General features: G+C 32.1%; 11 protein-coding genes. 3 read left to right on the top strand and 8 right to left on the bottom strand.

Translation table 11 applies throughout. The features are described 5' to 3' along the window. Window positions 1-44 precede the first annotated feature (44 nt). The 7 genes from ACEPSS_RS01305 to ACEPSS_RS01335 all read right to left on the bottom strand — a co-directional run bounded on the left by ACEPSS_RS01305 (window position 45) and on the right by ACEPSS_RS01335 (window position 7420). On the bottom strand, window positions 45-983 hold the full coding sequence (locus ACEPSS_RS01305) for a hypothetical protein (protein WP_395319478.1): 939 nt from the start codon (window positions 981-983) through the stop codon (window positions 45-47). Beyond that, the gene (locus ACEPSS_RS01310) at window positions 964-2409 is read right to left on the bottom strand and encodes a flippase (protein ID WP_395319480.1); all 1446 of its coding nucleotides are present in this window, start codon (window positions 2407-2409) and stop codon (window positions 964-966) included. The genes ACEPSS_RS01305 and ACEPSS_RS01310 overlap by 20 nt, the downstream gene beginning before the upstream one ends. Before the next feature lie 5 nt (window positions 2410-2414). Further along, window positions 2415-3533 carry a UDP-galactopyranose mutase gene (gene glf, locus ACEPSS_RS01315; protein WP_395319482.1) on the bottom strand — a complete coding sequence of 373 codons (1119 nt, stop codon included), beginning with the start codon at window positions 3531-3533 and terminating at the stop codon, window positions 2415-2417. A gap of 83 nt (window positions 3534-3616) precedes the next feature. Then, window positions 3617-4516, bottom strand: coding sequence for a glycosyltransferase family 2 protein (locus tag ACEPSS_RS01320; RefSeq protein WP_395319484.1), 900 nt, complete (start codon window positions 4514-4516; stop codon window positions 3617-3619). A 64-nt stretch (window positions 4517-4580) separates the two neighbouring features. Continuing rightward, window positions 4581-5672: a hypothetical protein gene (locus ACEPSS_RS01325; RefSeq protein WP_395319486.1), complete on the bottom strand. Its 1092-nt coding sequence runs from the start codon at window positions 5670-5672 to the stop codon at window positions 4581-4583. Window positions 5673-5791: 119 nt separating this feature from the next. After that, a complete protein-coding gene (locus tag ACEPSS_RS01330) occupies window positions 5792-6403 on the bottom strand; it encodes a hypothetical protein (protein ID WP_395319488.1) in 612 nt (203 codons plus the stop codon). An 18-nt stretch (window positions 6404-6421) separates the two neighbouring features. Next, window positions 6422-7420 carry an LCP family protein gene (locus ACEPSS_RS01335; protein ID WP_395319490.1) on the bottom strand — a complete coding sequence of 333 codons (999 nt, stop codon included), beginning with the start codon at window positions 7418-7420 and terminating at the stop codon, window positions 6422-6424. Window positions 7421-7696: 276 nt separating this feature from the next. Here ACEPSS_RS01335 and ACEPSS_RS01340 point away from each other — a divergent pair, with 276 nt between their 5' ends. The 3 genes from ACEPSS_RS01340 to ACEPSS_RS01350 all read left to right on the top strand — a co-directional run bounded on the left by ACEPSS_RS01340 (window position 7697) and on the right by ACEPSS_RS01350 (window position 11760). Continuing rightward, entirely contained in the window at window positions 7697-9838 is a 2142-nt protein-coding gene (locus tag ACEPSS_RS01340; RefSeq protein WP_395319492.1) for an ATP-dependent Clp protease ATP-binding subunit, read from the top strand. 85 nt (window positions 9839-9923) lie between these two features. Beyond that, the gene (locus tag ACEPSS_RS01345) at window positions 9924-10601 is read left to right on the top strand and encodes a hypothetical protein (RefSeq protein WP_395319493.1); all 678 of its coding nucleotides are present in this window, start codon (window positions 9924-9926) and stop codon (window positions 10599-10601) included. A gap of 70 nt (window positions 10602-10671) precedes the next feature. Then, the gene (locus ACEPSS_RS01350; RefSeq protein WP_395319495.1) at window positions 10672-11760 is read left to right on the top strand and encodes a hypothetical protein; all 1089 of its coding nucleotides are present in this window, start codon (window positions 10672-10674) and stop codon (window positions 11758-11760) included. Window positions 11761-11864: 104 nt separating this feature from the next. Here the strand turns inward: ACEPSS_RS01350 and ACEPSS_RS01355 are convergent, their stop codons facing one another. Beyond that, window positions 11865-12248 (bottom strand): iron-sulfur cluster biosynthesis family protein, encoded by a 384-nt coding sequence (locus ACEPSS_RS01355; RefSeq protein ID WP_395319497.1) that lies wholly within the window; start codon window positions 12246-12248, stop codon window positions 11865-11867. Window positions 12249-12386 lie beyond the last annotated feature (138 nt).

The raw sequence follows: 12386 nt of genomic DNA on the forward strand, positions 1-12386 counted from the left end.
ATTATTTTAAAATTCAATTCCCCTTTGTTTGATTAATTATTCAATTAAACATTGAAATTCACTTTATTCTTTAGGAAAAAAGATTTCATTGGATTGTTTTGAGTACCAAAAGATAAATGTCCAGCAACAGCATTACCTGAAACAATAATTGCACGGGAATTTAGCATACAATAACTATCAATTTGCTCTTCATCTCTTCCCATATCAGATCCTCTGTAAGAAACATCAAACATTTTCATACTATTCCAAAGATCTCTTTTGAAAAGAATGCATCCAATACTAAGTCTAATTGGACATGCACTATAATTAAATTTGGTATTTAAAAAATCTGAATTAATTTTATCTAATTGTTTTAAATAACCACCTTTACCCCAAAAAAACTTTGCAACCTCTGGGTTACTTTCAATCATATATTTAGGACCTGCTGCATAAATAGGATTTTCAAATTTTTCTTTATAGATATCAGTAAGATTATAAAAATCTAAAATTTTATTATAACCAAATCCATTAATTGGAATGGTTGGAGATACTATTCCAGTATCATAATCTTTAACTCTATCAAATGTCTCTTCTAATTTTCTAACCATACCGTCAGTTATAAATATATCTTCATCAATCTTTAAAATATCAGTAGCATTTGGAAACAAAGATATAGCAACATTTTGTGCTAATGCTACATTATTTCTTTTCACTGAAACATATGACCACTTATTTTTTCTAGAAAATTCATCGAGTTTATTAGAAAACAATCCAGAAGATACTAAACATACATCATAGTCATCAGGTATGAAATTATAGATTCTACCTAAAGTATCATCCCATAAGAATTCCTTATATCCAGCAAGTATTATACATAATTTTTGCTTATTATTTGACCTATTTACAAATTTATAATGTTTAGTTAATTTTCTATTAGATTCCCAACTTTTATATTGATCATAAATAAATTTATTTTTCTTCAACTCATCCTTTATTTTTCCCATTTAAATGTTTAACTCCAATCTTAATAATATCCATCATAACCGGTGCTTTCAAAAAAACATTCATTGCTATATATATAATAGCGCCAACAAATACTTCAAATATTAAATAAAAAGCATTAAATTTAAGATTTGTATTTAACATAAATACAACAATAAACATTATTATTCCTGAAAAGAAATATTTAAAATAACCTAAAAATAGTTTTTTTAAATCAAATTCGTTTTTTACAACATAAAGTTGGTATCCAGCAACTAACAACTCAGATATAACTGTTGCAGACACTGCACCCAAAGCACCCCACATCAATATAAAAGGAACATTCAAAATCAAATTTAATATTGCACCAGCAGTAACAGATAGTGTAAAGCTTTTATTGTCTCCTGTCGGAAGTAGGTATTGTGTACCTAAAACTGCACTCCATCCAATTATCATAATCACAGGACTTTCCCACATAATCAAAGGTCCTACACTTACAAATTTATCACCAAAAAACCAAGGAGCAAATTTTAATGATATAGCTGCCAAACCAAACATCATTGGAATTGACAAAAAATTGACAAATCCAAAGCTTCGATATACATAAAAACGAACTTTTTTTGTATTACCTTCTGCAAAAGTATTTGCAACTCTTGGCAACATAACTGTAACTATTGCGGTAGAAACTGACATTACTATTTTAACAATTTGATCTGCATCAAAATAATATCCTGAAGAGGTGATTGTATCCAATTGACCAAGCATTGTCCTATTTAATACCATATAAACCTGGGTAGCAATTTGTGGAACAAATAAAACAAGCGATGGTTTTAAATGCTTAAAAATATGCAAATGCTTAAAATCAGGCTTACCAATATATCTTTTTAGGTATGGCCATAAAGTAAAATTACCCAGTAATATAGATAAACTAGTTAAACCTAAATATAATCCCAAATCACTTGCAGATTTTACAAAAGTAAAAATAGCTATTATAGATAGAAGCTTAATTATCATATTTCTAGTGACAGTAACTCTAAAATTTTCGACTCCTTGAAAAAACCAAGAAATGTCAAATAGTGCTCCAAATAAAGTTATTCCTTGTAAAAGATAATAAACTGTATTCTGTTTTTCAGCTATAAAAAAAGCGAAAAACAAATAGAAAATAATAGAGATGGATATAGTAATCATCCTTAACAATTGAATTGACCAAAATGTATTAGTAACTTTAACTCTATCATCTCTAACGTATGCAATCTCACGATTTCCATACATTGATAATCCTATCTCACCAAAAAGTACAAAATAAATAACAATTGCACTGGTATATGAATTAATTCCTACACCATGAGGCCCAATTACTCTATTTATATATGGAGTCGTTATTAGTGGGACGATTAATAAAAAAATTTGATATGAAAAATTATAAAAGAAATTTTTAAAAATTTTCATTTATATTATTCGCCAAATTCAGATTTAACTAAACGAAGTGCAGACATAATTGTTTGATCCATGTTGTAGTAACGATATTGACCTAAACGACCACCAAATACGACATTATCATCATTTTTAGCAGCAAGTTCGGTATATTCTTTGTAAAGGGAACGGTTACGTTTGTTGTCAATTGGGTAGTAAGGTTCGTCACCACGACTCCAGTTCTTAGGATATTCGTGAGTAATTACCGTCTTATTCTTGTTACCTTTACCAAATTCAAAGTGCTTGTGTTCAATTACCCGAGTGTAAGGAGTTTCTGCATCAGTATAGTTAACTACGGCATTACCTTGGTAGTTATCAACGTCTTTAATTTCAGTATCAAAACGCAAACTCCGGTATTCAAGTTCACCTAAAGCATATTCAAAGAATTGGTCAATCATCCCAGTAAAGATAATCCGTTTCCCTGATTTAAGGTATTCGTCTTTCTTATCAAAGAAATCAGTGTTTAACTTAACGTCAATCAAATCACTATCTAACATTTTTTCAATAATTTGCGTGTATCCCCCCATTGGAATTCCTTGGTAAGGATCACTGAAGTAGTTGTTATCATAAATAAAACGAACGGGAAGTCTTCTAATAATGAATGCAGGAAGATCAGTAGCTTTACGTCCCCATTGTTTTTCGGTATAACCTTTAATTAATTTTTCGTAAATATCGGTACCGATTAAAGAAATGGCTTGTTCTTCCAAGTTATTTGGTTCTGCTGGAATATCAGCATTTTGTTTTTGTTCTTCAATCTTAGCCTTTGCTTCGTCAGGCGTTACGACACCCCAAAGCTTATTAAAGGTATTCATGTTAAATGGTAAATTGTAAATTTCACCATTATAGTTAGCGATGGGGCTGTTTATGTAGTTATTGAATTCAGCAAATTGCTGCACGTAATCCCAAATGTTTTTCATTTTAGTATGGAAAATATGGGCCCCAAATTCATGAACTTGAATTCCTTCAACTTCTTTGGTGTAAATGTTACCAGCAACGTGATCACGTTTTTCAATTACTTCAACGTGGTGGCCTCGTTTAGCGGCTTCATGAGCAAATGTTGATCCAAATAATCCGGACCCAACTACTAGATAGTCTGTCATAAGTTTTCTCCTTTTAATAGTTAACAATTAATCAATTATATTATAAATCACTATATTTATCTATTAAATATGCAAAATCAAAATTATTGCTTTTTATTTACACTCTCAACTTTAGGTTTAAAAAACCATCCTGAAAAATGACCTTTAATAATAGTTTTTAATTTTTTTAATTTTAAATCAGATTTTAATATACATATTTTAAAGATTAATAAAATATAACTAAATTCATTTTTTAATACTGCTTTGACACCATCTCTTTTGGCAATATATAATTCATTTCTTTCTGCATAAAAATATCGATTAATTCTATTTTCATTTGGTTCATTAATTATATCAACAGTTGTATTAGTTTTAGTTTGATGTCTTACAATACTTTCAGGAACAAAATATCCACCCATTTTTTTGATTATTCTACTAGAATATTCTTTATCGTCACCCCAAATGAAAAACTCCTTTATAGGTAATCCAAGTCTCTCTATAGCCTTATTAGAAACTAGCATAGAAACAAATGATGAGTTATTAATCTTATAAATACTTTTCAAAGATCCATCTGTCCAATCCTTTGATGCCTCAGGAATATTCATTATTGCTGGAATATCTGTATCACGCCATAAAACATTACTAGCTAGCACACCTGCATCGACATTTTCATTAACCATTAATAATTTTTCTAGAGCATCTGGCTCTGGTAAAGTATCATCATCCATAATCCAATAAAAATCGTATGGCCCATTTAAGTAAGCAAATTTCAATCCATAGCTAAACCCACCTGCTCCACCAACATTTTCTTTAAGATTGATAATTTGAAAACGATTATCATCGTGGTAACCATTTAAATATTCCTCTGTTCCATCTGTACTTTTATTATTAATAATAAAAATTTTTTCAATCTTTTTCGTTTGATTTAAAAGCTTGCTGATTGATTTTTTCAACAAAGATAATCTATTAAATGTTACTAAAATGACAGCCGTATTTTTTTTCATAATTTAATTCCTTTTCTTAAATAATAATTAAATAGCATTTATTTATAGTTAATAAAAAATACTTTTAATTCATTTGTATTTTTTTATCATAGTATAATGGTTTTCCATTGATTAAAACATTAGTTATAAAAAGTGTAGCATTAAATCCAGCTATTATAAACAACGTAGAAAATGTACCTTCAATCATGGTAACAACAAAAACTAGTAATATTGCAGTATTAAGAGAGTTATTACTTTTCATTATTCTTATAAAAGATAACTGACATATTATATATATAAATACAAAAGAAATTAATCCGTTCATTAATAAAACTCTAGAAAATGAAGAATCAATAAAAAAGTAATTAGTGACCTGAGTTAAAGTTGATCCATTTCCTTGTTGTTCTATATACTGACCAAAAAGTTTCAAAGAAAAACGATGAGTTGCAAGAGAAACGTACATAAGACGGTTACTAAATATCTCGTTTAAAATATGCCAAATCTTACTAGATGGATTATATAAGTATGCTGATAAAATTGTCCACAGAAATGTGATTGTTGGAATTAAAATCAAAACAATCTTAAAAAAACAATTTTTCATAATTTTTTCATAGTATCTCCAACATGAAACAATTGCTAATGCAATAGAACAAAACAAATCATTTCTTGTATTTGTAATTATATAAAGTAGAAATCCAATTGCCAAAATAGAAATACAAGTGATAGAAATGAATTTCTTATTATAACTACCAATATGCCAGCAAACGAAAGAAACACCAATAAAAAAAACTATGGAAGATAAAACAGTTGGATAACTTTCTCCGAGCGAATATCTAAAAATTCCATTTCTGAAATAAGCTAAATTAAGTAGTATACCTAATAATGATGAAGAAATCGTAATAATTAGTATACTTAGCATTGACCAAAAACTAGTTTTAAAAATACTTTTAAGATTAACATTATATGAACCGCAAACTAAAATGTATGAATTTAATACATCATGTGATCGTGCTATTTTTGCAGAAAAAGCCAACAAGATACCTATTAAAAGCAAAAAGACACATTTTTTAATCGAAAAACCATTAAAAGCAACAATTTTAAAAATGCATAAACAGATTCCAATATATTCTAACAAAACACATATAGGAACAAATATATGATATTGCATTGGAAACATGGTTAATCTCAAATTACTACTAATTATAAATATCACAAATGAAAGCAAAAATAGTATCTTACCAATTTTTTGTTGATTATTTTGAATTTTATTTAAATTTAAAATAACTAAACACCCTTTCACTTTTCAGGTAGCAAAACATATCCATTTACTTTACCACTGTTTAAAATATGAAATTGTTTTTTTGCAAAATCATCATATTCAAAATTATAATGATTCCTAAACTTCCATTCATACATTGGGGACTTAACGGTAATCAATTCCCCTTTATGGGGAATTTTACTTTTTGAATTATACTTTAATGAAGATTTATTTTTTTCTGATCCTTCGTTATAGATGTTTATAATGAAATTATCATTATTTTTTTGCCCATTTACCACGACCTTAGCTTTCCCGGTTTCTTTATCAACATGTAGTATTTTTACATTTTTTGTTATTTTAAATTTTCCACTCTCAACAACTGCCTGTGGTGGACTAGCTTGAATAACTATATTTTTTACACATATTAAACCAGATAAAAATAAAATTGGTAAAATCAGTAAAAAAACATCTGTACGTGATAACTTTTTAATTTTAAATGATAAAAATTCGTCACCATTTTGTTTAAAATCAAAATAAAAAAGTAGTCCAATAAAAAGCAAGATTGATAAACTAATAAAAATAAGCATTATGGTGTTGTTTAAAAACATATTTACTTTAAATTCAAAAAATTGTAGAAGATTATATTCCAACTCTTGTCTCCTAAACGATTAGTTATTGACCGCAATTTCTCCAGTTTGGGCAGCTGGTAAGCCTAAGTTGTTTCTAATTTGGTTCGTCGTATTTTGTAGTTCTGATTCTGGAGTTACTTGCATAATGGCATCATTAATTTCTTTACCACTTTGTCCTTGAACATAAGTGTTATCCATATTATCCCGAGCGCCAAGATATCCTTTGGCAATTGATGTCAAATCGCCAAATGTCATATCAGTTTGCGTTGATTTAGATAATGAGTTAATAAAGCCAGCATTTAATAGTGCGTCAACCGAGCCACTATCCTTAGCAACCTCTTCTAACACTTGACGTTGCCGTTTTTCTCGACCGTAATCATTTTCGGGATCATCGTATCTCATCCGCGTATAAGCAAGGGCTTTTTTCCCGTTCATGTGAGTAGCTTCACCCTTAGTAAAATGGTAACCTTCGTAGTCAAAACTCAAAAGTGGCTTAATCGTCACTCCCCCGATTTGGTTAATGATTTGTTCCAACCCATGCATGTTAATCACTGCATAAAAATCGATTGGAATATTAAGCATCTTTTGGACGGTTTCGATAGATGTTTTGGCTCCACCATAAGCAAAAGCTGCATTAATTTTAGCCACTCCTTCATCTCCAAAGCCAGGAATATTAACGGCGGTATCACGAGGGATACTAGTAATCAACGTCTTCTTAGTTTGCGGATTAATGGTAATCACCATCATAGAATCAGTTCTTCCCTGATCAGTACGGCCTAGTTCACCAGTATCAGTTCCCATCAAAAGAATCGAGATGGGTTTCTTTTGGCTTAGTAACTTAGAGGTATCTCGTTCTTTAGTTACACCTGAATCCTTGTAAGAATTATCAACTGCCCCTTTAATGGCAGCAAATTTATAAGCACCAAAACCTAAAATAATTAGGACAAGCACTGCAATGATTGATAAGATAATGTTTCGCTTTTTATGATTCTTGGGTTTCTTTTCATAGCGATCTCTTTGGACACGACTCTCTTCCATAGTCTGGACTCCTCTTTGTTTAATTCAGTAATGTTTACATTTTAACAAACATCGCCATTTTTTTAAATATTTTTTTAATTGTATCGCTTTTGCACTAATTATATTTATTGTTAAGAAAAGTTTAACTTTTGACCTTTTTTGACTAAATTTGAGCAAATGACTACCCATTTTATGGCTAGCAGTTTTATAATATATTTAATGAAGTTGGAAACAACTTTACATAATCAGAATGTTAGATAATAACATTCTAATATAACTTGAAAGAGGGATTATACAATGGCAAACAATGGTTTTGGAAATGACCCATTCGGCGGAAGCGGAATGGACGATATTTTCAACAGTTTATTTAACAACATGGGAAATGACGCAAATGCTCGTTACTCAGTTAACGGACATGAACTCACTCCTGAACAAGTCGCAGAGATGAGAAGAACAGGCCAAATTCCTGGTCAAGTTGGTAGCCATAACGGTGCTAACCCTGCTCAAGCAAAGCAACAACAACAAGCAGAAAGCTACCTTGATAAAATCGGTCGTAACTTAACTGATGAAGCAAAACAAGGTTTACTTGACCCAGTTATTGGTCGTGATAAAGAAATTCAAGAAACGGCTGAAATTTTAAGTCGTCGAATTAAAAATAACCCAATCTTAGTTGGTGATGCCGGTGTCGGTAAAACTGCTATCGTTGAAGGTTTAGCTCAAAAGATTGTCAAAGGTGACGTTCCTGCCACTATCAAAGACAAACAAATCATTTCAATTGACCTTTCTTCATTAGAAGCTGGTACTCAATACCGTGGTGCTTACGAAGAAAACATTCAAAAATTAGTTAAAGAAGTTAAAGAACGTAAAAACGTTATTATCTTCTTCGATGAAATTCACCAAATCGTTGGTGCTGGTGCTTCTGGTGATGAAACTGGTGGTAAAGGTTTATCAGATATCTTGAAACCAGCCCTTTCACGTGGTGAACTTTCAGTAATTGGTGCTACTACTCAAGACGAATACCGTAACACTATCATGAAAGACGCTGCTTTAGCACGTCGTTTCAACGATGTTGTCGTTAATGCACCTAGCAAAGAAACTACTTTCGAAATCTTGAAGGGAATTCGTAAATCATACGAAGATCACCATCAAGTTAAATTACCAGATGATGTTTTGAAGGCTGCAATTGAATACTCAGAACAATACATTCCTCAAAGATCATTACCTGATAAAGCAATCGACCTTATCGATATGACTGCTGCTCACTTAGCTGCCAAACACCCTGTTACTGACAAGGTTAGTCTTGAAAAAGACCTTAAAGCTGCTAAAGCTCAAAAAGCTGCTCATGCTAAGGCTGAAAAATTCGAAGAAGCTGCTAAAGATAAAGCAAGAATTGCTGAAATCGAAAAGAAACTTAACAGTGAAACTAACGACAGTGAAGTTCCAGTTGCAACTCCATCAGACATCGCATCTTCAGTAGAACGTTTGACTGGTATTCCAGTATCACAAATGAGTACTGATGACATGGAACGTTTGAAGAGCATGGACAGTCGTTTGAAATCACACATTATTGGTCAAGACGAAGCCGTTGACGCTGTAGTTGATGCCATTCGTCGTAACCGTGCTGGTTTTGATGACGGTAACCGTCCAATTGGTTCATTCCTATTCGTTGGACCTACTGGGGTTGGTAAAACTGAATTAGTTAAACAATTAGCTAAAGACATGTTTAACAATGAAGACTCAATCATCCGTCTTGATATGTCAGAATACCAAGATGAAACTGCTGTTTCAAAGATGATCGGTGCTACTGCTGGTTACGTTGGTTACAACGATAACGGTAATACCCTTACTGAACGTGTAAGAAGAAATCCTTACTCAATCGTCTTACTTGATGAAATTGAAAAAGCTAACCCACAAGTTATCACTCTATTACTACAAGTAATGGATGATGGTCGTTTAACTGACGGTCAAGGTAACGTGGTTAACTTTAAGAACACCGTAATCATTGCTACTTCAAATGCCGGTTTTGGTAACGATGCTCTTACTAAGAACCAAAAAGAAGACATGAAGATTATGGATCGTTTAGCACCATTCTTCAGACCAGAATTCTTGAACCGTTTCAACGCCATCGTTGAATTCAGTCACTTAACTAAACCTGATCTAAGCAAGATTGTTGATCTTATGATTGATAACTTGAACGATACTTTAGCTAAGAAAGACATGAAACTTGAAATCAGTGATGAAGTTAAAAACTGGTTGATGGAACAAGGTTACGATGAAGCCATGGGTGCTCGTCCACTCCGTCGTGTCATTGAACAACAATTACGTGATAAGATTGCAATGTTCTACTTGGATCACCAAGACATTAAGAACATTAAGGCCGTTCTTGATCACAAGAACGATACCATCAAAATTGAAGCTAACAAAAAAGCAACTAAATAATTAGTTTCAGTACTGAAAGACATAACCAGTTTTGGTTATGTCTTTTTTGTTATATAATTGGCGTAAAACACGATAAGGAAAATTTATGAAACTCAATAAACTAAAAGTCTTTAAAATCGTCGCCCTTTCATTTGGATTGCTCTTTCTCTATCTTTTATTCAAAGATTATCAACCCCAAATTGAAATGATGTTTAACCCTAAAGAACGGGGAATTGCCATCGACCAAATTCGGGAACATGGTTTAATTGATGTCGTGATTGTGATGATTTTGTTGTATCTCGCGACGATTATCCCAGGAATTCCGATTGTTCCAATTGGAATTATTACCGGAATTTGTTTTGGCCCACTCTGGGGAACCTTAATTAATACATTTTCGATTGGCCTAGGAAATATCGCTGCCATTAATTTCATTGGTTATCTCAAAAAAGATTTACAAAAAACCTATAAAAATAACCGGTTTACCGTGCACTTTAAAAACGCGAAAAACCCGCTTATGTCATTAATGATTGGTTATTCGCTTCCTATCATTCCTTCTTATCTAGTTAGCATGCAGGCTAATCAAGATGAAAAAAAATACAATAAGCGGATTATCTTCATGACGGCTTTCCTAGGACCATTTCCGATTTCACTAGTGTATGCTTTAGGTGGAAATGCTATTTTTAAAGCTGATTGGCAACATTTAGTCATTTTAATTGTCATCATCATCATTTTCTTCGTTTTTGCGAACAATTTATTGAAAAAGATGGTGAAAGATGAGCTCTAAGACTAACGAACAATTTAAAATTGGTGTATGATAGAGATTGATAACAATATATATTGGAGGATTTTATACCATGTCAAGACACGATCAAAAAGGTCAAATTAAAAACTTATTGGACTTAGAAGCACAAAGCGGTCCAGTTGTAACTATTACTATTCCTTTAGACCCTAAACTAGATGACACTAGATTAGACAAAATTCAAACTGATAGCTTAGTAGATTCAGCTAAAGATGCTTTCCAAAAAGTTTACAAACCAGAATTATGGAATGCCTACGAATTCCAAATCAAAAACTACTTAAAGACACTCAAACCTAACGCCTCAATCGCTAAGGGTGTAGTACTTTACGTAACTAACGATTCATTAGTAGCTTACAAATTAAACTACGCTCCACAACCATCATTCTCATTTAGTGACAAATTACAAGTTTTACCAGTTGTAAAACAATTACAATTTGTTCCTAACTTTGACATGTTATTCTTACAACGTGACTCATACAAGCTTTACAACGTTAAAGACTTAGATGTTACTGATCCTGACAACGTTCCTGCAGATCCATTTAACAGTGACAAGACAGAAACTAACACAATTCACGATCCTAAGAAAAATGGTCCTGAATTTGATACTCATGACTACTTTGAAGAAGTTGACAAGTACGTACAAAAACGTTACTCAAACGTTGACCACAACCCACTAGTACTAGTTGCTAATGCTGAAGATGCTGGTCGCTTTGAAAAAGCTTCACACAACCCTTACTTGGTTCAAGATAAGGCTGTTGAAATTGATGCTGCGGTTAAAAATGCCGGTGAAAACGCTCAAGAAGTTGCTCAACAAATTCATGACCAATTCGTTGCTGATGGTGAAAAATCAGTTAAAGGTAAATACAGCGACATGTTAGGTGCTAAAAAAGCAACTGATAACTTTGACGAAATCGTTAAAGCTGCTGAAGAAGACCGTATTGCTAACTTGATTATTCAAGATGATGCTTACGTTCAAAGCAAGGACAACGGTGAAACTGTTGAAGTTAACACTGAAGGTTCACGTCCAGCCAACGAACTTAATACTTTAGCTCTTACTGTATTAGGTTTAGATGGTGATGTTACTGTGCTTCCTGCTACAGATATGCCTAGCGATGCAAAAGTTGCTGCTATCTTAAGATGGTAATCTAATTAAACATTAATTTTGAAGTCACACACTGTGTGGCTTCTTTTTTATGCAAAAAAAAGAGAACTAATCATAATGATTAATTCCCTGAGAGTTAGCTTAGATTAGCAACCTTTAATTTCGCCCATACCTTCGTCTTTAACAGGTTTAGTGAAATCATTAGTGGTAACTTGTCCATCTAAAATTTCGTTATTAGTCTTTAATTGAAGCCAGTTATTCTTGAAGTCAAGTTTCATACCAGCATCAAAGAAAGTTTCGTCGTTCTTACTCGTGTAGAAAGGAACACTTTGATTAGTTTCAAGTTCTTTATCATAGGGAGCTTCCAAAGTTTTAACTCCAACTACTTGGAAAGTATCACCAACGGTACATGCGCCCCCACCCTTTGAATATTGGTTAGAACCATCATCGGCAGTCAAAATAAAGTATTTTGCATCTGGTAAGCGTTTTTCAAGGTATGCCATGGCATCATTTGTAATTGTTAGTTTCATGATAATCTCCTCTTTTCTTTCTTTACCAATATAGTAACACCATTAGGTCGAATTACAAAATAGATTGCTTGCAATTTATTTTTTTACAACTTATTTTTTGAATGCAAATCACTAAAACTATCTTGCTAAATATGCTAA

It is taken from the genome of Fructilactobacillus frigidiflavus (genome assembly GCF_044054575.1).
GTDB lineage: Bacteria > Bacillota > Bacilli > Lactobacillales > Lactobacillaceae > Fructilactobacillus > Fructilactobacillus frigidiflavus.